Below are 23,370 nucleotides of genomic sequence, written 5' to 3'. Positions count from 1 at the left end.
AGTCAGAAGTGCGCCGAGGATATTTTTGAGAAATAAAATTGATTTAAATGATGTCTGTATAGCATTTTATCAATCTTGGCTTACTTAATGGTTAGCTGGTTACTACTCAAAATTTAGAAACGTGGTAAAGATTTCTTAATTTTTTATAAAAAACTACCACAACTCAAACAAACATTAGCGATAAAAATAATTAATTAAAATATTAATCAAAATGCGCCGAGGATATTTTTTGCAAATAAAACTGATTTAAACGATTTCTGTATAGCATCTTGTCAATCTCGGCTTAGTTAATGGCTAGTTGGTTACTACTCAAAATTTAGTGACGCTTACTGACTCACAACTTTTTTACAATAACTGCCATAACTCAAACAAACATTAGTTGAAAAAGATCATATTAGCATCGGCAATTAAGATAAATAATTTGTTACTAATTGATTATCTGTATATTTCATTTGTTAAATTGTGATCCAAAACACAAAATGAAATGGCGTTTTATTTATAATGATCCAATATTTTATTATTATCTTTGGAGTGGAACTATGGCGCTTTTTCTAAATATTTTTGGTCAGCCAGCTATCATTATTGCATTAGTTGCTTTTATTGGTCTGATATTACAGAGAGCTAAAATTTCTAAAATTATTACCGGTACACTACTTTCATTTATTGGTTTTGTATTAATTAAGACTGGGGGAAAAATCTTAGGTGGTGTGTTAATTATGTTTAGTAACATGTTTACACACGCTTTTGGAATGCATGGGGTAGTACCTAGTAATGAAGCTATTACCGCGTTAACGATGGAATCACTTGGCACAAGTGCTGCTTTTATTCTCTTTTTTGCGATGATAATTAATCTCCTGTTGGCCAGATTTACCCGCTTTAAATCAATTTATCTATCCTTGCACCTAGTGCTATTTATGGCATTTTCATTCACCGCTGTTTTACAAGGGATGGGCTATAATGGCTATACCATTGTTGCTACTGGCGCAATTATTATTGGGCTTTATATGGCGGTATTTCCAACTTTACTCTCTAAATTTAGCCAGACAATAATAGGCAATAATAATTATTGTATTGCTCATGCAGGGACTATTTCATATTTAATAGGATCTTATTTAGGTAAATGGCTCGGAAATAAAAAAAATGATATTGAACAGATTAAAATCAATGACCGTTTTAGCTTTTTAAGGCAGTCTGATGTCGCGACATTTATTACTATGTTTGTCTTACTATGTTTATCTGGCGCGTTTTCTTCTGCTGATTATTTAAAAGATATTCTTAAAAATAATACATTCATTATTTTTGCGTTGGAACAATCTGCAATTTTTGCCGGTGGCCTGTACATTGCTAAAAAAGGGGTCGCTATTTTTACTGAAGAAATTATTCCTGCTTTTAAAGGATTTGCTCAAGTTGTTGCACCGGGTTGTGTGCCAGCGGTCGATCCGATGGTGTTATTTGATAAAGCACCAAATTGTGTATTAGTGGGCTTTATTGTTAGCTTCTTTACTGAAATAGCCTGCGTGATTGTTTTTCCTTTTATTGGTTTGCCAATTATTATTCCTGGAATAATGGCAAGTTTCATCACCGGTGGTACAGCGGCAATCTTTGGTAACTCAACTGGTGGCGCAAGAGGAGCGATTATTGCGGCTTTCGTTAACGGTTTACTTTTATGCGTATTACCTGCACTTGCACTACCTCTCTTTGCATTTTTAGGTGTTGAAGGTGTGACTTTTGCCGATCCTGATTTCACATCATTATCGTTAATCACCGAATTTATTGTTAAACTTTTTAGTTAAACAAAATAAAAAGTCCGTTGTAATACGGACTTTTTCTTGGCGATAGGTTTTTAGATCAAATCAAACATTAAAATTTTCGAATTTCTTTGATAATTATAAAGTTGTTTCTTTTTAATCGGTAGATCATCCACTTCAGCTGGATTGAAACCTTTTTCACGGAACCAATGGATACTACGAGTAGTAAGCACAAAGATTTTTTCTAATCCTAAATTATTGGCTCGTTCCGCAATTTTTTCTAACAATAAATCACCGCGTGATGAGTTACGATATTGTGGATGAATGGCTAAACAAGCCATTTCGCCCATCTTTTCTTCTGGATAAGGATAGAGTGCAGCACAACCAATGGTCATATGATCACGTTCAATAATAGTAAATTTATCGATTTCAATTTCTAACTGTTCTCTTGAGCGTTTGACTAAAATACCTTGTTCTTCAAGTGGTCGAATCAGCTCTAAAATTCCACCAATATCATTTATGGTTGCCAAGCGAATTTGTTCAGAATGTTCCATCGAAACTTGGGTACCGATACCGTCGCGCGAAAATAGTTCTTGTAAAATAGATCCATCCACTAAATAGCTGACCAAATGACTACGACGTACCCCATTACGACATGCTTTAGATGCTGCACGCAAAAAACGCGCCTCACTAGATAGATATTGGCCAGTTTGTTCTTTGTAATTAACATAATTATCAGCATCAACAGGGAAAAGATCAGTAATTACATGCTGTTGTTCATCAAGTACTCCCTGTTCAGCACAAAAACTTATTAATTTATCAGCTTTAAGACGAATGGCAACTTCGGCTGCAACATCTTCTGATGACAAGTTAAAGCTTTCGCCAGTCACCGATACACCCACCGGACCGAGTAATACAATCGAGCCACGGTCTAACTGTTCATCGATCGTTTCATTATTAATTCGTCGAATTTTTCCGGTATGACAATAATCAACACCATCGTCAACACCTAATGGTTGCGCTATAACAAAGTTACCACTGACCACATTAATATGGGCACCTTGCAATGGCGTATTATTTAAGCTCATTGATAAACTGGCGGTAATATTAAGTTGTAATAATCCAGTTATTTGTTTAACAATCTCTAGCGTTGAAGCATCAGTGATCCGGGTATTTTTATGATATTTTGGTTGGATATTATGGTTTTTTAACGACTCATCTATTTGGTTACGCGCACCATTAACAATCACCAATTTAATACCTAAACTATGTAACAAACCAATGTCACTAATGATACTTGCATAATTATTACTTTTTAACACTGCCCCAGTTAATAAAATAACGAAGGTTTTTCCTTGATGGGCATTAATATAAGGGACTGAATGCCTTAAACCGTCAACAAGTTCAGTTGTTCTCTCTTTCATCGCACTACCATCCAAAATGAATATTTATTCACAATTTTTGTATTTTTATTTATTTTTTATCTAATGGCAAGTACTTTTTGAAAAATTCAAAGATATAAAAATAGATAAAACTAATCTTTAGAAATAGTTTAATGAATAATTGATGGCAGAAAATGAACGAAGTTAATTTAGTGACTTTGCAGTTTTTCAATCATCTGATTGAGAATTATATTTTCGTCCTGATCAACATCGACAATATGATGCGCAGCATCATGATATAATGGTAAACGCTCAGCAAGCACTTTTTCCATCTCATCAGAAATGGATAAACCGGTTAATGATGGTCGTTGTGCGACATTAGGATCTTTCATCAAACGAGCTGCTAAGGTTGCCGCCGGAGCAGATAGAAAAATAACAATGCCATTTTGTTTCATAAACTGTCGATTTTGTTCGGCTAACACCATACCACCGCCAGTTGCGATCACGCGATTCGGCTTAGCTGTATCAATAAGGACTTGGCTTTCTCTAGCACGAAAACCTTCCCAACCCTCTTTTTCAACAATTTCAGCAACCGTTCTCTGCGTAGTTTCAAGTAAATGACAATCTGTATCAATAAAAGAAAATGATAACTTATTGGCTAACATTTTACCCATGGTTGTTTTGCCAGCTGCTCTTGCGCCAACTAAAAAAATTGTTTTCTTCATTTTGGGTCCTTCTTGATATACCGCTCTAAATCTAAGTTACCTATGCTAGTGATTCATTTTTATTTTTGCAATATTTTTTTACAGAATGATTTAATTACATGCTATCCATATGATTTAAAATAGAATAATAATAAGCAACACTGTAAATATATTGTTACAATTTACACAGCATTATTTAAAGATAATTTAGCATTGTGTCTAAAAATCAACACAACTTCTCTAAACCTCGAAAGTAAAGCTCTGTAGCAATAGATTGATGTAATCGCCATTGGATCACATCAAGTTCAGGATTAACCTTTTTAAACTCTTGATATGTCATGAAATAACGAATAGTGTTGCTACCAACACGGTCATTAATGCTATTGATAATCAATTGTATTTTTTCACTACGTAGATTTTTTAGTTCTTTCATCGCTGTGGCTACATTTTCAGGAATAGGTAAAGTATTGTTTTCCCAATTGCGCCATGTTTCCACATCGGTTTTACCAATATACTCACTTGCTTCTGAAACTTTTAGCATTAGAAAACGGCGAAATGCTTGTAATTCTAAATTAGTCATAAATTAAATACTCCTTTTCAATCACATTTTAAATTTACCAATCACACTTACTACCTATCACTCTTACTGCTTTTTTGTAGATTTAATAAATTTTTAGGATGAAGATTAACTACACATCCACCTCAATTTAATAAGATGGATGTTTTTAACTTTTATTTTCCAGCTAAAGCATCAATCACTGCTTGTTTTGCTCTATCGGAAAGATCTTTTCCTGTCCAAATTTTAAATTGAGCATTTGCTTGACCAATAAACATCTCACGTCCAGAAATCGACTCCCAACCGGCTTTTTCAGCCTCTTGTCTAAATTTCGTGTTATATGGGGTATACACAATATCATAAGCGATACCTTTACCTTTGAACCACGCTTGTTCATAAGGCGTTTGCTCTTCAAATTTACCTTGCATACCTAATGGTGTTGAGTTAACGATAATTTGTGCTTCAACTTTATCTCTATCTTCCCAAGCTACCGTTTTAAGATTAAATTCTTTCGCTAATGCTTCTGGTAAATCAGTGACAATATCGGTAACCGTTATATCGCTATATCCAAGATCATGTAAACCAACAACTGCCGCGCGAGCTGCGCCACCCGCACCTAGTATTAATACTTTTTTATATTCAGCGGGTACTTTCTTTTGCATTAATGGTTGCATAAAACCAATAATATCAGTGTTATCACCACAAAGTTTATCACCATCCCAATAAACTAAATTGGCAGCACCAGCTTTTTTAACATGCTCGCTGACTTCATCTAAATAAGGAATAATGGCTTGTTTGTGTGGAATGGTAACGCATAAACCACGAATATGGAGTAATCGTACTGACTTAAAAAGTGTTTCAATCTCTTCAGGAGGTGTTGGAAAAGGCACAAGTACAGCAGGAATACCATAATCTTGAAATGATGTTGTATGAATAAGTGGGCTCATACTATGCCCCAAAGGATAACCGATAATGCCATAGATGCTATATGGCGTAAACTGACTCATACTATCTCCTTGAAAGTAAGAAAATTAAGGCTAATAGATAAAATCTATACTATTAATAAATTGTTATTATAAGATTAAATCATTATATATTGAACAAAAACAATGCATATTATGCGATAATTATTTCGCCATAATAACCAATATAGGTTTATTAATCTTTTTTCAATTAAAAACTTATTTTCAAGCTTACTTAATATAATGCTTGAGAAATTGCCATTAAAAGCGTATACTTCGCTACCTCATTATTATGGGTGTAGTGTGAGAGGTTAGACTGCTTCTCAAATAGAACTGCAGCAAACTAAAAGCCTGACGAGGTTAATTCCATTAACATATTACGCCCAAGGCTTAAGCATAGAAATTTCGGAGAATTATTGACATGTCACGAGTATGCCAAGTAACAGGAAAAGGTCCTTTAGTAGGAAATAATCGTTCTCATGCGATGAATGCTACTAAACGTCGTTTTCTACCAAACCTTCAAACTCACCGTTTTTGGATTGAGAGTGAAAAACGTTTTGTAAAATTACGTGTATCAGCTAAAGGTATGCGTACTATCGATAAAAAGGGTATTGATGCAGTTTTAGCTGAACTTCGTGCCCGTGGTGAAAAGTACTAATAAGGAAACCATATCATGGCTAAAGGTGTACGTGAAAAAATTAGATTAGTTTCTTCTGCTGGTACCGGTCATTTTTATACCACTAGCAAAAACAAAAGAACCATGCCTGAAAAAATGGAGATCAAAAAATACGATCCTGTTGTTCGTCAGCATGTTGTTTATAAAGAAGCTAAAATTAAATAATTTTACTTATAAATAAAAAACCCAGCTTAGGCTGGGTTTTTTTATCGTTATAATAAATTATCTCCTACCGTCCATATAAAAAGTACTTCGATTATCTACTGACTAAAAATATTTCCAGCTCATCAACACTCCACTTCAAAATAGACTACTATTAATTGATCGCAAAAGTTTCGGTCAAATTCGGTCAAAATCAGAGATGATTTTACCCACCGATTTTGACCGATTGTTTTTGTTTCTGGTGATAATAAGGATAAATTTAAGCAAATATTGCACTATTTAATATGCTAAATGTGCCCTTTATCACATTTTATTATTAACGAAACAAAACAGATAACAAAACAGATTCCATACACAAAATGGTAATTTTTACAAAGTTAAAATGACAAGGCAGTTAAGGAGATATTATGTTAATACTAGAACGGCAACAAATGATCATTCAATTACTCAGTCAACACACTAGTTTGACAGTAAATGATATGGCAAAACTCTGTTCCGTATCTAAAGAAACACTACGTAGAGATTTAAGAGCTTTAGAGGAAAAGGACTTAATACGTCGCAGCCATGGCGGCGCAGTTCTCGCCTCTACTCTCTCTAGTGAACCTATAGTGCCTTCCATATTGAGTAATAATCGCTCTTTCCGCCAACGGATTTTAGTTAATACAGAGGTAAAAACCCGCATCGCTCGAAAAGCACTACAGTTTGTGAATAATGCAGATCGTATTGCTTTAGATAGTAGTTCTTCTTGCTGGTTTTTAGCTCGACAACTACCAAATGTTGATATGACTGTCATCACTCATTCAATAAATGTTGTTCAAACATTAGCAGCTAAAAGCCAAATTCAAATTTTTGTTTTAGGTGGTGCCTATTTTGCCAAAAACGAAGATATGGTTGGCTCATTAACCGAAAAAATGTTGGCAGAATTTACTATAGATACCTTATTTATTTCTTGCGATGGCTTAGATTTTGATAATGGTTTAAGTGACAACAATGAATATCATGCTCATTTGAAGAAACAGATGATTTTAACAGCAAGAAAAGTCATTGTATTAGCGGATTCAACCAAATTTAATCAAAACGCCTTCGCCAAAATATGTAACTTAGGCGATATTGATGTACTCATTACCGATAAAACTATCGATAAACTACTACAAAAAGAGATGGATTGGCACAGTGTTGAGGTGGTATTAGCTTAATTAAATATCTCTTCTTAACTAGATAAAAATGATGGTTCTAGTAATAAGGAGAATAATTATGCAGTATAAAATTTCCCCATCACTGATGTGTATGGATTTAATTAATATAAAAGAGCAATTAACATTTTTTAATCAACATGCCGACTTTCTGCATGTTGATATCATGGATGGCCATTTTGTTAAAAATATCACACTTTCTGCTTTTTTCATTGAACAGATAAAACCTCACACATCCATACCAATCGATGTCCATTTGATGGTAGAACACCCTACGGATTTTATTGAGCAAATGGCAAATGCAGGTGCCGATTTTATTTGTCCGCATGCGGAAACAATTAATACTAATGCGTTTAGGGTGATTAATCATATTCACCAATTAAATAAAAAAGCAGGCGTTGTCATCAATCCGGCAACACCTATTGAGTACATATCAGAATATATTCATCTACTTGATAAGATCACCATAATGACTGTGGATCCAGGTTATGCTGGACAACCATTTATTCCTGAAATGCTACAAAAAATAAAAAAACTTGCTGAATTAAAAAAACGTAATAGTTACAAATTTCTCATTGAGGTTGACGGTTCTTGTAATGCCAATACTTATTATCAACTGCTCTCATCTGGAGCTGAAGTATTGATTATGGGGAGCTCAGGGCTATTTAAAAAAAATCTCTCTTTAGATGAGGCATGGAAAAAAATGACAGTTGATATCAATAACGCTATCCAAACTATCAAATAGTAAAAGGACAATTAAATGAAAGGAAAAGTTTGTGTTTTCGGATCTTTTAATCTTGATATAACAGCATTTTTAGATCGTTTTCCTATGCCCGGTGAATCACTCGTCGCTAAATCAAGTAAGATTTCAGCAGGAGGAAAAGGGGCTAATCAAGCAACAGCAGCATTGAAAGCAGGAGCAAACGTACATTATATAGGGAAAATTGGTGAAGATGATTTTGGTTATTTTGCTCATCGTCATCTTAAAGAAGTTGGGTTTAATGCTGTAACCATTTTAAGTTCAAATGAACGAGCTACGGGTAATGCATTAATTTATGTTGCAGGAGAAAGTGCCGAAAATATGATTTCTGTCGATCCAGGTACCAATATGATTGTAACTGAAGAAGAAATTAAAAAATGTGAACCTGCAATAAAGTGTGCTGATGTGGTATTAGTCCAACTTGAAAACAACATTGCTGCGATTGAACAAGTTATTAATATCGCCAAAAATAACAACGCATTTACTATTTTAAATCCAGCACCATTTCAACCGGTAAGTGATGAATTATTATCAAAAGTTGATTTATTAACTCCAAATGAAACAGAAACTTATCTTCTTACCGGGCAAAAAATTACCGATAAGGAAAGTGCTAAGCGTGCTGCCGATTACCTACATCAAAAAGGCGTTAAAAAAATCATCATCACGATGGGAGCAAAAGGTTCGCTACTTTCCGATCAGACTACTAAAACTTGGATCCCTTGCTTTCCAGCAAATCCTGTTGATACCACTGGTGCTGGAGATGCTTTCAACGGCGCCCTAGCCGCTCAAATTGCTAATGGACAAAATATTAAACAAGCTGCGTTATTTAGCTCAGCTTTTGCAGCAGTGAGTGTCGAATACATTGGCGCCGCCTGTATGACGACCTACCAACAGGCAATTGAACGTATGCACAAACTTAGTGGTAATTAATAAATTATGACTAATTATTTCTGAATATTAAGGTTTTATTATGAATACGACAAATAAATCATCTACTTTAGATAGTAGTAGTTATTTAACAAAAACACCATGGGCAAAATTTATTTTAGTTTGTTGTTTATTTGCACTCTGGGGAATGGCAGTTAATTTAAATGATATTCTAATTGCACAGTTTAAAAAAGGGTTTGATCTTACTGATACCCAAACCGCTTTAGTACAATCGGTATTCTTTTTAGGATACTTTTTTATCGCCTTACCAGCAGCCGCGATAATAAAAAAATTCTCTTATAAATTAGCGATTGTGATTGGTTTAATGTTATATGCGACTGGATGCTTTTTATTTATACCAGCAGCCTCATCAATGACCTATTATGCATTTCTTGGTTGCTTAGGCATTATCGCTTGTGGTTTGTCATTTCTTGAATCATCTTGTAATACTTATTCAAGTTTATTAGGACCAATAGAAACATCAACGCAGCGCATTAATTTCTCGCAAATTTTTAATTCAGTAGGTGTTATCTTAGGTGTCCTAATTGGACAACAATTAGTGTTTGGAAAAAATGATCCTAGCCATGCTGAATTGTTGCAAATGACACCAGAAGCGGCAGATGAAGCAAGGCATCAAATGGTTGGACAGGTAGTTACCCCCTATTTAATTATCGGTTCAATATTAGTTTTAATTGCGTTGCTATTTATTTTTGTCAAATTTCCTGCCTGTAAAGCTAGTTCGATAGAAAACCAAGAAAATGAAAATTTAATTCATTCTTTAAAACGACTTTTTGCTATTCCTCGTTTTACTTTAGGTATCATTTCTCAGTTTTTATATGTCGGTGCGCAAGTCGGCGTCTGGAGTTTTACTATTCGCTTCGTCCAACAAGTGGAAACCGGCACGTCAGAACATAATGCGACTTATTGGTTACTAATCTCGCTACTTTTCTATGCATTAGGCAAAGTGGTATCTACATTTTTAATGAAAAAAATAACTCCAGCTAAATTATTAAGCATATTTGCTCTGCTAGCGGTGTTCTTATTAGCAATCGCAATAATGAGCTCGGGTATCATCGCTATCGCAACATTAACTACTATTAGTTTTTGTATGGCGCCTGGATGGCCAACTAATTTCGGATTAACCATTAAAGGAATGGGTAAAGATACGCAAACTGCCGGATCTATTGTCGTCATGTCAATTATTGGTGGTGCCGTTATTCCTCTCATTATGGGGATTATTTCTGATGTTAATCATGGAAACATGCAAATCGCATTTATCGCGCCGTTATGCTGTTTTATCTACGTCGCATTTTATGGTTACTATTGTTCAAGAAAAGGTATCTAATATGAATAATTTAATTACAGGTATTGCTCATTTAGGTTTAAAAGTTAGTGATATTGATAAATCGTCAGCTTTCTATCAAACCTTAGGATTTAGTGTTACAGAAAAATTTGCAAAAAAAGGCGAAAATGGTGAAGTACATGTAGCGTTTTTAACTTCTCCAAAACTTACTTTAGAACTTTATCAATTGCCAGATTCTATTGATAATAACTTATCTCAATCTCGCAATGGTATTGAGCATTTTGCACTGGAAGTAAATGATATTGACAAAATGCTTAATAAAATAAAAGCCCTCGGTTACGAAATTAATGAAGGGCCGGTTTATGAGAAAAGAGAGTATTGTGAAGTAAGCTTCTTTCTTATTAGTGGTCCTGATGGTGAGCGAATTGAATTTGATATGACAAGATATTTCTAATCATTATCGCAATAAATAATGAGAGAATTATCAATAAAAAAACTACCGGTAAATACAGGTAGTTTTTTATTTGAACAAATACACTAAGACAAGATAACCGTAGAATTATTTTAAATATTGTTGTTCATATGCTCTGGCTTTTTTATCATCAAAAATATGTTCCCAACGAGCTATAACAATCGCAGCTAACGCATTACCAACAACATTAACCACCGTTCTACCCATATCTAAAATACGTTCAACGCCCATAATATAACCGATACCTTCAATAGGGATACCAACGCTACCAAGTGTTGCAGATAACACTAAAATTGAAGCACCTGGTACACCTGCGATACCTTTTGAGGCAATCATCAACGTGATAACGATAATAATTTGATCTAAGATACTTAAATCCATTCCAAACAGTTGTGCTAGGAAAATAACCGTAATACTTTGATATAGTGTTGAACCATCAAGATTAAATGAATATCCAGTCGGGATAACAAAACTAGTAATGGCTTTGGGCGCCCCATAAGCTTCCATCTTTTCAATGATCTTCGGTAAGGCTGTTTCAGAACTTGCTGTTGAAAACGCAATAACTAGTTCTTCTTTTAATATTTTTAATAAGGTAAAAATATTAAATCGACACAATTTACAAACCAGACCTAATACGACAATGGTAAATATGATCATTGCAGAATAGACAGTTACAATTAATTTTAATAATGGTAGTAAAGAAGAAAAACCATATTTAGCAACAGTTACCGTAATTAATGCAAATACACCAATTGGCGCATAACGCATAATCATATTGGTCACTTTAAACATAGTATCTGATACTACTTTTAAGAAGAATACAAACGGTTCACGTTGCTTATCTGGTAAAGACATTAAACCTAAACCAAAAAATACACAAAAGAAAATAACTGGTAAAACGGCACCATCTGTCATCGCTTTAAATATATTGGCAGGTATCATATCTAAAATCATAACAATCAAGCCATGAGGTTTACCGCTCAACTCTTCGGCAGCTTTAGTATATTTACTAATATCAGTGGTAGCTAAATTTGAAGAGTCAATTCCTGCACCTGGTGCGAAAACATTACCCCATAAAAGACCTAATAAAATAGCAATCGTTGTAATAATTTCGAAATAAAGGATGGTTTTAAATCCTAATGTCCCTAACCGTTTAGAACCACCAATTCCAGCAATACCTAACGTTAGCGTACTAAGTATAATTGGTAGAACAATCATCTTAATTAAGCGAATAAAAATATCGCCTGCTGGTTGGAAAATATTAACAATTGAAAATTGGTAATATGAATGTAAAGCATGATTAGGATCAGCAAGTTCATACAAAAAAGCACCTGCCACTATACCTAAAATCAAGGCAATTAAAATTTGCCAAGCTAGATTAGTTACAATTTTTTTTATTGAGAAAGACATGTAATTCTATTCCTTTTCACGGTTCTCGAAAACAAAAAAGGATTAGTCTGTGTAGCTAATCCTTTTTATAATTAAAATTACTCTTCGGATTCTTGAGCGGAATCATCACTGCCGTTAACCTCTTGGGACAATTCCGATTCATCATCATCTTCTGTTTCAGCGATTCGTTGTAATCCGACAACTTTTTCGTTTTCGGCTGTTCGAATCAGGGTTACCCCTTGAGTATTTCGACCAACAATGCCGACTTCCGATACACGAGTACGGACTAAAGTACCAGCATCGGTAATCAACATGATTTGGTCAGTTTCCTCAACTTGTACTGCACCAACTACAGCACCATTGCGCTCACTCACTTTAATGGAGATTACCCCTTTAGTTGCGCGTGATTTAGTTGGATATAACTCTTGTTCGGTACGTTTACCGTAACCGTTTTGAGTTGCAGTTAAAATTGCGCCATTTCCTCGAGGAACAATAAGTGATACGACTTTATCATCACCTTCTAGTTTAATACCTCGAACCCCTGTCGCAGTTCGTCCCATGCAGCGAACTTTATTTGCTGGGAATCGAACAACTTTACCATTAGCTGAGAACAACATAATGTCTTCTGTATTAGAGATTTGCGAGACCTCTTCATCACTTTCAGTCTCATCAACAACATCATCATTCAGTTCTTCGTCATCAACGGTATCAGACGTTTCATTACTGGTTAAATCAACGCCAATAAGCTCATCATCATCACGTAGGTTAATAGCAATTATGCCACCACTTCGCGGACGACTAAATTCAATTAGTGAAGTTTTCTTAACCGTACCTTGAGCTGTTGCCATAAATACGCAATGTTCATCATCGAACTCACGAACCGGTAAAATTGCCGTAATACGCTCATCAGCCTCAAGTGGTAATAAGTTAATAATTGGACGACCTCGAGAACCTCGGCTAGCTTCTGGTAATTGATACACTTTCATCCAATATAATCGACCACGGCTAGAGAAACAAAGGATAGTATCGTGAGTATTAGCAACTAATAACTTCTCAACAAAATCTTCTTCTTTAATCTTTGTTGCCGATTTGCCTTTACCACCTCGACGTTGCGCTTCATAATCAGAAAGTGGTTGATATTTGACATAGCCTTGATGAGAAAGTGTAACCACCACATCTTCCTGAGCAATCAAGTCTTCAATATTGATATCTGCGCTACTTGCAGTAATTTCTGTTCTTCTTGCATCTTGGAACTGATCGCGAACCGCTTCAAGTTCTTCACGAATAACTTCCATTAATCGTTCTGGGCTTGCAAGAATATGTAATAAACCACTAATTTGAACTAATAACTCTTTATATTCATCAAGAATTTTTTCATGTTCAAGACCAGTTAAGCGATGTAAACGAAGATCTAAGATAGCTTGAGCTTGAGCTTCAGAAAGGTAATAATGACCATCTCGAATACCAAACTCTGGTGCTAAATCTTCAGGACGAGCGGCATCATCACCCGCTTTTTCAAGCATTGCAGCGACATTACCAAGTTGCCAAGCTTGCGATAATAATTTTGCTTTAGCTTCAGAAGGTGTCGCGGCAGCCCGGATTAATTCAATCACAGGGTCGATATTAGCTAATGCGATAGCTAAACCTTCCAATACATGCGCTCGTTCACGCGCCTTACGAAGTTCATAAATAGTTCGACGCGTTACCACTTCACGACGGTGAAGAACAAACGCTTCGATCATTTCTCGTAAGTTTAATAGTTTAGGTTGGCCTTTATGTAAGGCTACCATATTAATGCCAAAAGAGACTTGTAGTTGAGTTAATGAGAAAAGATTATTTAAAACAACTTCACCAACGGCATCACGTTTAATTTCAATTACGATACGCATACCATCTTTATCTGATTCATCGCGCAACGCAGAAATGCCTTCAATTTTTTTATCTTTAACTAACTCAGCAATCTTCTCAATTAGCTTTTTCTTATTAACTTGATATGGAATTTCATTAACAATAATCGTTTCACGGCCACTATGGTCATCAACTTCAATCGTCGCTTTAGAACGAATGTAAATGATACCACGGCCAGTACGATACGCATTTTCGATACCTTTGCGACCATTAATTAAGGCCGCGGTAGGGAAGTCAGGGCCATGAATATACTCCATTAAACCATCAACAGAGATATTTTCATCTTCAATAAATGCTAAACAACCATTAATCACTTCTGCTAGATTATGCGGAGGAATATTGGTTGCCATACCTACAGCAATACCAGATGATCCATTAATTAATAAATTAGGAATACGCGTTGGCAGCACGTCAGGAATCATTTCTGATCCATCATAGTTTGGCGAGAAGTCTACTGTTTCTTTATCTAAATCCGTCAACAATGCCCCAGCAAATTTTTGCATACGAATTTCGGTATAACGCATTGCCGCAGCAGAGTCGCCGTCAACAGAACCAAAGTTACCTTGGCCATCAACAAGCATATAACGTAATGAGAATGGTTGAGCCATACGAACAATAGTGTCATAAACTGCGGAATCACCATGTGGATGATATTTACCGATGACATCACCAACAACACGAGCAGATTTTCGGTAAGGTTTATTCCAATCGTATCCAGCTTCATGCATAGCAAATAAAACCCGTCTATGTACAGGTTTTAATCCGTCACGGACATCAGGTAAAGCACGCCCGACTATAACAGACATTGCATAATCAAGATAAGAGGATTTTAATTCATCTTCAATATTGACGGGGGTTATTTCTTTCGCTAGTTCGGTCATAACACCAAGTTCTCTTATTAATTCAAATCGTAAAATAGCCTATAATTATAGCATAAAAATCGCTATTAATGCAGAACTAAACTGTTTTTATTTCAACTTATTCTGCATGAATAAACAATGTATTTTCAATTAATTGGCATAAGCAGTTTAAAATCATTGCATGCATTTCGTAAGCCACCACTTTTTTGAAAGATGGAACTCTAATTTCAATATCACTCTGCCCAAGTAAACCTATTACTTCACCGCCATCAAATGCGGTTAATGCGACAATTTTCATATCTTTAATTACCGCTTCTTGGACTGCACGAATAATTGAACGACTATTACCTTCACAACTGGATATAATCAAAATATCACCTTGTTGTCCTAAGGCTTGAATTTGGCGCGCATATACCTCTTCATGATTGGCTATCGCACTTAACAAAACATTGTCAGAAACTAAAGCTATAGCAGGAATACTTGGCCTTTCAATATCAACACTAGTAATTAACCGTGAAGTAAAGCTTTGCACATTGGCAGCCGCAGCGCCATTACCACACCCCATAATTTTATTACCATTTAGTAAGCCACCAACAATAATATTAGCGGCTTTTTCAATTGCAGAGCCTAGCGATTCCGCCATAACTATTTGAGTTTGAATACTTTCAGTAAAATAATTTTTTATTAAATCTTGCACGTTTTTCACCTAACAATTAAAACGCATTAATTATCCATTTTTGATTTTTTCCGGTTATGGCAAAAACATCAAATCTAAACTCTGTATCTTCAATATTTAAATTGTTCTCTAACATCCAAAGTTGTGCTGCTTGTTTAATTTTGATCTGTTTTTGGGATGATATGGTCATCTCTGCTTCACCAAAATTAGCATTTTTACGGTACCTAACTTCAACAAATACTAAGCTGGTTTTGTCACGCATAATTAGATCAATTTCACCGACTTGATATTGGCTATTTTGCGCGATTAACAAAAGGCCTTGCTGAGTCAAAAATTGGCAAGCAATCTGTTCATAATGCTTGCCAATATTTTTGCTATTCGCTTTGTTGTTTAGACGCTTCAGATGCCTCTGTTGTCTCGGTTGGTTCAGAGGTTTCAGATGTTTCATAAACATATTGCTGCCAAGAAAGTGCTCGAGTGACTTCGCATTGACTACTTGTTGACATTTTACCAGTCAAACCATCTAAAAAGTTAAATTGGTAAGAATCAATTTGATTAAAACGATTCGCTAATCGCCAAGCATCAATGCCCATAGCGTATAATCGGGTTAAAGAATAATCCTGCTTAATATTTTCTGGTATATTTGATGATTGCGTTTCGGTTAAATCAACAATCAAAGGAATATCTGCATATTCAGTTTGATTCAATTCATAATTAAAGTCATTAGAAGTACTGACTACATGACTTTTAGAACTTGAATAAAATGCGACAGCGGAAGATCCATTACCAATACTTTGGTCAGTACCCAAATCAAGTAGCGGCTTAATTAAGGTTAATTCGTCATATGATGCATAAACATAAATCGCGTCAAAACCAGTATAACTTGATGATGTTGTCGCACTTCCATCCTCAAAAGAGATTGGGCGACCAGTCAATTTTATTCCACTGTTATGATTCATATTATTTTTTAAAGTATCAACACTTCCAACATATTGAACATAAGCTTGTGATGAACCGTCAGCAATTTGCGACCATTGCTTAGCAAAGCTTTTAGCAACTCGTCGACCCAAATCATTTTCTGTTACAATTAAGAGTGGTTTTCGTTTATTTTGAGAATAAATATGTTCAGCAGCATCTCTTGCTTCATCTTCAGGTGAAAGGGTAAAGAAACACATCTTATTAGAGGGAATTCTACCATCATCAACTTTGTTCAATGCAAGAACAGGAATTGCTGGTGCCAACTGCTTTATTTTAGCTACATTTTCTTTCAATAGTGGACCAACAATTAAATCAATATTTTGCTCTTTCACTTGTTGTATCAAACTATCCATTGGTGAAATTGATGTATCTAAGAGGATGATATCTTGTTGTGGCTCTTCAGGATAAAATTTAGTTGCCTCAACATAGCCTTGACGAATCGTATTACCAAATATTTTAGAAGGTCCATTAAATGGTAATAATAATGCCACTTTTTTGGTTTTTACATTATCAACTGGTAGCGTCTGTTGACCTGTATACATTGAAACTAGTTGTTGCGCAGGATGATTTGGATACTTTGATGCCCAATCTAAAATAGCTATTTTTAGTTGATTTTCTTGGTAACTATTTCTTGCATTAACGACTTTAGACGTATCCCCTTCTTGAATCTCTATTTTTTTATTATTACTTAGGTATACATAACTTAGATCAATCCAACCTTTTAATGTTACTTCATCTTCAAGGACAGAAATTTTATTTATTTGACTTCCAGATAATTTGCTAAAGAAATTCCAAGTATTATTTAATACTTGTTTTTTTTGTGTCTCTGATGCAAATTTTTGTAAAAATAAATAGTCATGCGCTTGTTGATCAATATTTCTAGCTTGGCGATCTAAAACTAATTTGATTAAGTAATAACGATAAGACTGAGAATCATTTAACTGATCAGCAGATAACTGATTAAGATTAAATGGCAGCCCTTTTCTAATAGCGATTTCGCCTTGTGACAACAATTGGTCTTTTTGTTGTTCAGGACTGAGGTTAGCCGGTAGTTGAGATAATAAACTGTTTGCTTGGGAAAGTTTATTCTCATTTATCAATGCACGGACAGTTAATAATTGCCAATCAATTTTTTTACTTCCCGAGCTAGCTTCAGCTTGCGACAAATAATAATTGGAATCTTTAGTTTCATCAAAATTAGCACTTTTTGATAATGTAAGATTACATGCGTTTAAAAACGAAAATAATACTAACATTACAATAGTATAAAAGGATTGTTTTATTTTCATACCCATTCTCTTATCAATTTTCATCCCCAAATTCGTTGAACGTGAACAGTCACTTCTTCACGATCGTGATAAAGCTGTTTCGCCTGAATTTGTACATTAATTTGATTCTTTTTTAGTTCTTCTATTAATAATTGTAAATTTTGCTTTACTTCTTCATAACGTTTCTTCATTGGTAACTTGAGATTAAAGATTGTCTCTCGGCACCAACCATTAATCAGCCAATTGGCCATTAATTCTGTTACTTTAGCTGGTTTTTCAACCATATCACATACCAACCAATAAATATTATGCTTTTTAGGTATAAATTTGAAGCCATCTTCACGATAATGTTTAACTTGCCCTGTTTCCATTAGTTTTTCATTCATCGGACCGTTATCTATAGCATATACCATCATGCTTCTTTTTACTAATTGATAAGTCCATCCTCCTGGGCACGCGCCCAAATCAACAGCGTTTAAACCACCTTTTAGTCGTTCATCCCACTCCTCATAAGGAATAAAAATATGAAAAGCTTCTTCCAATTTTAACGTTGAACGGCTTGGCGCATCGGCAGGAAATTTTAATCTAGGTATTCCCATATAAAAAGGCGAATTATTTTGACTTAAGGAATAGCCTACATAACAACTATTATTACTAATAAATAATAGATGAATTACTGGTCGTGAGGCATTTTGAACTTTTAGAAGGATACGTTTATTGCGTAAAGCTTGGCGAAGAGGAACAGTAAATTTTCGACAAAATCCCGCTAATTGCTTACCTTCATTGGTGTCAGCTACTTCTACTCGCAAATCACCAGCTTTGTCAACAATACACGATAAAGCATCAATTATTGGTGTAATACGGTCTTCGGTTGGTAAATCAGTCAATACTTGCCCTGCAACAAACATTTGTCTGGCAAAAATAAGTGTTCGAAAAGGAATTTCTTTAATCAATAATTGAGCATCACCATCTTGATAGCATTCAAATATCACATAACCACTGTTTTCTTTGACTTTGGCAAATCCAAATATCTGTTTTTGTGTTGCTCTATCCATTATTTCAGCGGCACACTCTTTTTCGAATCCTGGTCGGCAATACAAAATTATTTTATTTAGTTTTTGCATATCGTATTTTTTCGTTTTCCCCAATTAAGACAAAAATTATCATATTAATCTGATTGGACATTATCTGTATACAAAGGCGCTTCACCTTTGGGACGAGTTTTGAATCGTCGATGCAACCACATATATTGTTCTAGCGCTTGCAAAATCTCTTGTTCAATAGCTTTGTTCATAAACGTAGCGGCTTGCACATCATCATCAATAGGATAACCTTTAAGCTCAGGAGTGACATAAACAGTGTAATGACCATTTTTCTCACGTTTGGGGGTGAAAGGTATAATTGCCGGTTGACCTAGTTTAACCAAAATTCGTGTTCCGATTGTGGTTGCGGCTTTTTCTACCGCAAAAAGCGGTGCAAATACACTATTTTTAGGACCATAATCGTGATCAGGTGCATACCATAACAATTCACCATTTTTTAAAGCTCTGATCATGCCTTTGGTATTATAGCGATCTAACATATATTTGTTTGATTTTAGGCGTCCTTTTAATTGCACATAATCCATAACTGGATTATCGTTTGGTCGGTAAACGCCAACACCCGGATGGCTCATACCTAAAATACGCGCACCTAACTCTAAGGTTAAAAAATGAATTCCGATTAATAAAACACCCTGTCCTGATTGTTGTATCTGAGTGATATGTGAATCACCCACGATTGAAGAGTGTTTGGCCAGTCTTTTATCTGACCAAAACCAAGCCATACCCGTTTCAAATATCGCCAGTCCGGTTGAAATAAAATTATCTCGTAAAATTTTATCGCGTTCTTGATCGGTTTTTTCCGGAAAGCATAATTTTAGATTTTGTCGTGCGGTTTCCTTACGTTTACCAATTAATTTCATAGAAAGTAATCCCAAACCTTTTCCTAATTGATAAATCATTGGATATGGTAACAAAACGATGAGATATAAAATACTAATAGCAAACCACGTTAACCAGTAACGAGGATGCAACAGTCGTTTTGTAAAATTAGGATGAATTTCTTGATTTTGGTTCATATTAAGATTAAATAACGATTTAAACGAAGTTGATTATTATATACCAATCTTGGGTTAAGCGGCAGAAAAATAAATTAAGCATGATGGAAAACCTTTTAACCACTAAATTTTTTAAAATAATGTTAGTTCAAAAAGAATAGGGATTAATTAACTAATCCCTTTTCTTTAATTTTTACCCATTGTTAAAGTAAAATAACGTGCTTATAAGACCATTCATTAAATTTTAAATTGCCACCGGTGCCTTAATAGCAGGATAAGGGTCATAACCAACAATTTCAAAATCTTCAAATTCATAATCAAAAATCGTCGGCGGTTTTCGTTTAATAACCAGTTTAGGTAATGGCCTCGGATCACGACTTAATTGTAAATGTGTTTGTTCCATATGATTAGCATAAAGATGTGTGTCGCCGCCAGTCCAAACAAAATCCCCCACTTGTAAGTCACACTGCTGAGCCATCATATGGACAAGTAGTGAATAACTAGCAATGTTAAATGGTAACCCTAAAAAGACATCGCATGAACGTTGGTAAAGTTGACAAGAAAGCTTACCTTGAGCAACATAAAACTGAAAAAAAGCATGACATGGCGCCAATGCCATCTGATCTAGCTCACCAACATTCCATGCCGAAACTATCATTCGCCTAGAGTCAGGATCATTTTTAATCTGTGCAATTAATTGAGAGATTTGATCTATTTGACGACCATCAGCAGCGCCCCAAGCACGCCATTGTTTACCATAGACCGGACCAAGATCACCATTTTCATCAGCCCATTCATTCCATATGGTTACTTTATTATCTTTTAAATAATTAATGTTGGTATCACCCTTGAGAAACCAAAGCAATTCATAGATGATGGAGCGTATATGGCATTTTTTTGTTGTCACTAATGGAAAACCATCTTGCAAGTTAAACCGCATTTGATGACCAAAAATCGACAAAGTACCAGTTCCAGTTCGATCTGATTTAGGTGTTCCTTCATCTAAAATTTTTTGCATTAGTGCTAAATATTGTTTCATTTTGAGATAGCCTTATTGTTAAATCTATATGCATATAAAAGGATTAAGACACCACCAATAATCATTGGTAGACAAAGGATTTGTCCCATGCTGATAAAATTCAGAAATAATCCTAATTGTTCATCTGGTTGTCTAAAGAACTCTATGATGAATCTAAATATTCCATAGCAAACTAAAAACAGCCCGGACACAGTGCCGGTTGGACGAGCTTTACGAATAAAAAGATTTAATATAATAAATAATACGATGCCTTCAAATACCATTTCATAGAGTTGCGAAGGATGCCTTGGCAAAATGCCATTTAGCTGGCTATACAATGAAAACCATTCTGGATGTGATTGAACAAACATAAAATCAGCATGGGTTGAAGTTGGGAATAACATACCGATTGAAGAGTTAGTTACTCGCCCCCAAAGTTCACCATTAATGAAATTACCAAATCGACCAAACATTAGGCCAATCGGAACTAACGGCGCCACAAAATCACCCACTTGCATAAATGTTTTATTAGTCTTTTTAGCAAATATAGCAATCACACAAATCGCACCAATTAAACCACCATGAAAAGACATACCGCCTTCCCAGACTCTGAATAAAATAGCCGGATCGTCAATGAACATATCAAAGTTATAAAATAATATATACCCCAGTCGCCCGCCTATAAAGAGACCTAAAAACCCCCAAAATAATAGATTTTCAACTTGTTGTGATGTCCAATTACTATTAGGCTTATTTGCGCGACGCTTAGCTAGATATAAGGCACCAAGTACACCAAATAAATACATTGCACCATACCAATGCAAGGAAATCGGTCCGATTGAGAAAGCAATTGGATCGAAATTAGGAAATTGTAAAAATTGATTCATTTTTTAGCACGCTGTTTATTTTTTCGTTTGTGAGCAAAAAAGTTAGACCTTTTTTTCTTAGAAAGATTTGTAACAGACTCTTCTATTTCAGATTGTATAGTAAATACAGGCAAAGCGAACTCTTTCATCGCTTTTCGATAAACATCACGCTTAAAAGCAATGACCTGCCTTATAGGATACCAATAGCTTACCCATTTCCAATCATCAAATTCTGGAGTCGGTGACATATTTAGGTTTATTACTGAGGTATCAGAAATTAACTCAATTAAAAACCACTTTTGTTTTTGACCGATACATACTGGTTGATTATCCCATCGAATCATTCGTTTAGGTAGTTTATATCTTAACCAACCATTGGTAACCGACAAAATTTTTACATCTTTTGGTTGTAACCCCACTTCTTCATTAAGTTCACGAAACATTGCCTGTTCTGGCGTTTCATTTAATTTTATTCCGCCCTGAGGAAATTGCCAAGAATTCTGCCCATAACGCCGAGCCCAAAGCACTTGACCACACCTGTTACAAATAACGATTCCTACATTTGGACGGTAGCCATCATTATCGATCACTGACTACCTCAAAAATTTATTTTTTTATATAGTTGAATTGTTTCATACATGCAACAATAAATAAATAGCAAAATGAGATTAATCGGTAAATCTAATATTATAAAGGTGATTTTTTAGATAATTTAATAATGGTAATAATATTAATTATCGCAAATGTAACTTCAATCGCTAAGCTACCTAAAGATCCTATCCATAGACTATAAATAATCCATAAAGCACTACTTAACAAGATAAGTAATCGCATCTTTTGTTGTTCAAATCGAAATAGTGCAATAGTGACTAATGTAGTACCAATAACCGAAAAATAATGGATGAATTGCTTCCAATCAGGCGTAGTAAAAAAGTAAAATAGCCACATTAACGCAATAAAGAACAACATAGCTAAATAATTTTTAGTATAGGTAGAAGTCACATTCCTAAAAATATTAACAATATTTAGTATAGCGGCAGGATAAGATTCAGGACCTAATAAATAAAAATGCAGCGTCATAATGATGTTAACAATAGTTAATTGCCAACGGAAAGCATTATCATTACGTTGTAAAAAGGCACTAACACCGACAAGATAACCTAATATACCAATTAGTTGCGGAACTGTTGTGTATTTTTCAATAAAATCTGAACCAAAAAATTGATATAAGAAGTTTAAGCTATCCACTGTTTGCTCCCTAGACAAATGGATCTGAATAATAGATTGTTCATGAATATGCTTTAACAAATCCTAGAATGCAAAAAAGCCCAGCATCACTGCTGGGCTCGTATATTTAAAAGTCTGGCGGCACCCTACTCTCACATGGGTAATACCCACACTACCATCGGCACTACGGCGTTTCACTTCTGAGTTCGGCATGGGGTCAGGTGGGACCACCGCGCT

Annotated in this window: 23 protein-coding genes and 1 rRNA gene; 8 read left to right on the top strand and 16 right to left on the bottom strand. The window is 35.0% G+C overall.

Features of this window, described 5'->3' with window-relative positions; translation table 11 throughout:
- The first annotated feature begins 539 nt into the window (after positions 1-539).
- Positions 540-1,793 (top strand): PTS ascorbate transporter subunit IIC, encoded by a 1,254-nt coding sequence (locus DKK79_RS12750; protein ID WP_110424407.1) that lies wholly within the window; start codon positions 540-542, stop codon positions 1,791-1,793.
- A gap of 50 nt (positions 1,794-1,843) precedes the next feature.
- Here DKK79_RS12750 and argA read toward each other — a convergent pair whose 3' ends face one another.
- The 4 genes from argA to aroE all read right to left on the bottom strand — a co-directional run bounded on the left by argA (position 1,844) and on the right by aroE (position 5,397).
- Positions 1,844-3,172, bottom strand: coding sequence for an amino-acid N-acetyltransferase (gene argA / locus DKK79_RS12745; RefSeq protein ID WP_110424406.1), 1,329 nt, complete (start codon positions 3,170-3,172; stop codon positions 1,844-1,846).
- Positions 3,173-3,339: 167 nt separating this feature from the next.
- Positions 3,340-3,855 (bottom strand): shikimate kinase AroL, encoded by a 516-nt coding sequence (gene aroL / locus DKK79_RS12740; RefSeq protein WP_034884340.1) that lies wholly within the window; start codon positions 3,853-3,855, stop codon positions 3,340-3,342.
- 205 nt (positions 3,856-4,060) lie between these two features.
- The gene (locus tag DKK79_RS12735; RefSeq protein WP_110424405.1) at positions 4,061-4,414 is read right to left on the bottom strand and encodes an Aca2/YdiL-like domain-containing protein; all 354 of its coding nucleotides are present in this window, start codon (positions 4,412-4,414) and stop codon (positions 4,061-4,063) included.
- A 152-nt stretch (positions 4,415-4,566) separates the two neighbouring features.
- Positions 4,567-5,397, bottom strand: coding sequence for a shikimate dehydrogenase (aroE, locus tag DKK79_RS12730; protein ID WP_110424404.1), 831 nt, complete (start codon positions 5,395-5,397; stop codon positions 4,567-4,569).
- 376 nt (positions 5,398-5,773) lie between these two features.
- On the opposite strand from aroE, the gene rpmB reads away from it, so the two are divergent.
- The 7 genes from rpmB (at position 5,774) to DKK79_RS12695 (ending at position 10,827) form a co-directional block, all read left to right on the top strand.
- Entirely contained in the window at positions 5,774-6,010 is a 237-nt protein-coding gene (gene rpmB / locus DKK79_RS12725) for a 50S ribosomal protein L28 (protein WP_034884345.1), read from the top strand.
- Between the two features lie 15 nt (positions 6,011-6,025).
- Complete coding sequence (gene rpmG, locus DKK79_RS12720) at positions 6,026-6,193, top strand: 50S ribosomal protein L33 (RefSeq protein ID WP_034884348.1); 168 nt, start codon at positions 6,026-6,028, stop codon at positions 6,191-6,193.
- Positions 6,194-6,597: 404 nt separating this feature from the next.
- The gene (locus tag DKK79_RS12715) at positions 6,598-7,386 is read left to right on the top strand and encodes a DeoR/GlpR family DNA-binding transcription regulator (protein WP_110424403.1); all 789 of its coding nucleotides are present in this window, start codon (positions 6,598-6,600) and stop codon (positions 7,384-7,386) included.
- Between the two features lie 58 nt (positions 7,387-7,444).
- The gene (gene alsE, locus DKK79_RS12710) at positions 7,445-8,128 is read left to right on the top strand and encodes a D-allulose 6-phosphate 3-epimerase (protein ID WP_110424402.1); all 684 of its coding nucleotides are present in this window, start codon (positions 7,445-7,447) and stop codon (positions 8,126-8,128) included.
- A 15-nt stretch (positions 8,129-8,143) separates the two neighbouring features.
- Positions 8,144-9,073 carry a ribokinase gene (locus DKK79_RS12705; protein WP_110424401.1) on the top strand — a complete coding sequence of 310 codons (930 nt, stop codon included), beginning with the start codon at positions 8,144-8,146 and terminating at the stop codon, positions 9,071-9,073.
- A gap of 40 nt (positions 9,074-9,113) precedes the next feature.
- Positions 9,114-10,415: an L-fucose:H+ symporter permease gene (gene fucP, locus DKK79_RS12700; protein WP_110424400.1), complete on the top strand. Its 1,302-nt coding sequence runs from the start codon at positions 9,114-9,116 to the stop codon at positions 10,413-10,415.
- Between the two features lies 1 nt (position 10,416).
- Positions 10,417-10,827 carry a VOC family protein gene (locus tag DKK79_RS12695; RefSeq protein ID WP_181415323.1) on the top strand — a complete coding sequence of 137 codons (411 nt, stop codon included), beginning with the start codon at positions 10,417-10,419 and terminating at the stop codon, positions 10,825-10,827.
- A 105-nt stretch (positions 10,828-10,932) separates the two neighbouring features.
- On the opposite strand, the gene gltP is transcribed toward DKK79_RS12695, so the two are convergent.
- From gltP to rrf, 12 genes are all read right to left on the bottom strand, one after another.
- The gene (gene gltP, locus DKK79_RS12690) at positions 10,933-12,243 is read right to left on the bottom strand and encodes a glutamate/aspartate:proton symporter GltP (protein ID WP_110424473.1); all 1,311 of its coding nucleotides are present in this window, start codon (positions 12,241-12,243) and stop codon (positions 10,933-10,935) included.
- Positions 12,244-12,332: 89 nt separating this feature from the next.
- Positions 12,333-15,023, bottom strand: coding sequence for a DNA topoisomerase (ATP-hydrolyzing) subunit A (gene gyrA, locus DKK79_RS12685; protein WP_034884297.1), 2,691 nt, complete (start codon positions 15,021-15,023; stop codon positions 12,333-12,335).
- Positions 15,024-15,120: 97 nt separating this feature from the next.
- A complete protein-coding gene (locus tag DKK79_RS12680; protein WP_034884295.1) occupies positions 15,121-15,699 on the bottom strand; it encodes an SIS domain-containing protein in 579 nt (192 codons plus the stop codon).
- 16 nt (positions 15,700-15,715) lie between these two features.
- Positions 15,716-16,126, bottom strand: coding sequence for a YraN family protein (locus DKK79_RS12675; RefSeq protein ID WP_110424472.1), 411 nt, complete (start codon positions 16,124-16,126; stop codon positions 15,716-15,718).
- Positions 16,053-17,945, bottom strand: a complete 1,893-nt coding sequence (locus tag DKK79_RS12670; RefSeq protein WP_181415322.1) for a penicillin-binding protein activator — start codon at positions 17,943-17,945, stop codon at positions 16,053-16,055. The genes DKK79_RS12675 and DKK79_RS12670 overlap by 74 nt, the downstream gene beginning before the upstream one ends.
- A gap of 20 nt (positions 17,946-17,965) precedes the next feature.
- Positions 17,966-19,048: a 23S rRNA (cytidine(2498)-2'-O)-methyltransferase RlmM gene (gene rlmM, locus DKK79_RS12665; RefSeq protein ID WP_110424397.1), complete on the bottom strand. Its 1,083-nt coding sequence runs from the start codon at positions 19,046-19,048 to the stop codon at positions 17,966-17,968.
- Between the two features lie 44 nt (positions 19,049-19,092).
- Positions 19,093-20,043, bottom strand: a complete 951-nt coding sequence (gene lpxL / locus DKK79_RS12660; protein ID WP_110424396.1) for an LpxL/LpxP family Kdo(2)-lipid IV(A) lauroyl/palmitoleoyl acyltransferase — start codon at positions 20,041-20,043, stop codon at positions 19,093-19,095.
- Between the two features lie 223 nt (positions 20,044-20,266).
- Positions 20,267-21,061 (bottom strand): thymidylate synthase, encoded by a 795-nt coding sequence (gene thyA, locus DKK79_RS12655; RefSeq protein WP_034884289.1) that lies wholly within the window; start codon positions 21,059-21,061, stop codon positions 20,267-20,269.
- A complete protein-coding gene (lgt, locus tag DKK79_RS12650) occupies positions 21,058-21,927 on the bottom strand; it encodes a prolipoprotein diacylglyceryl transferase (RefSeq protein ID WP_110424395.1) in 870 nt (289 codons plus the stop codon). The genes thyA and lgt overlap by 4 nt, the downstream gene beginning before the upstream one ends.
- The gene (gene rppH, locus DKK79_RS12645) at positions 21,924-22,496 is read right to left on the bottom strand and encodes an RNA pyrophosphohydrolase (protein ID WP_110424394.1); all 573 of its coding nucleotides are present in this window, start codon (positions 22,494-22,496) and stop codon (positions 21,924-21,926) included. Before rppH ends, lgt begins: the two co-directional genes overlap by 4 nt.
- Before the next feature lie 97 nt (positions 22,497-22,593).
- Complete coding sequence (locus tag DKK79_RS12640) at positions 22,594-23,154, bottom strand: YgjV family protein (RefSeq protein ID WP_181415321.1); 561 nt, start codon at positions 23,152-23,154, stop codon at positions 22,594-22,596.
- A gap of 112 nt (positions 23,155-23,266) precedes the next feature.
- A 5S ribosomal RNA gene (gene rrf, locus DKK79_RS12635) occupies positions 23,267-23,370 on the bottom strand; the annotation flags it as partial.

The sequence above is a fragment of the Gilliamella apicola genome (genome assembly GCF_003202915.1).
Lineage (GTDB): Bacteria > Pseudomonadota > Gammaproteobacteria > Enterobacterales > Orbaceae > Gilliamella > Gilliamella apicola_Q.
Note: the sequence above shows the minus strand (reverse complement) of the source record. Positions and strands in the feature narration are given on the sequence as shown.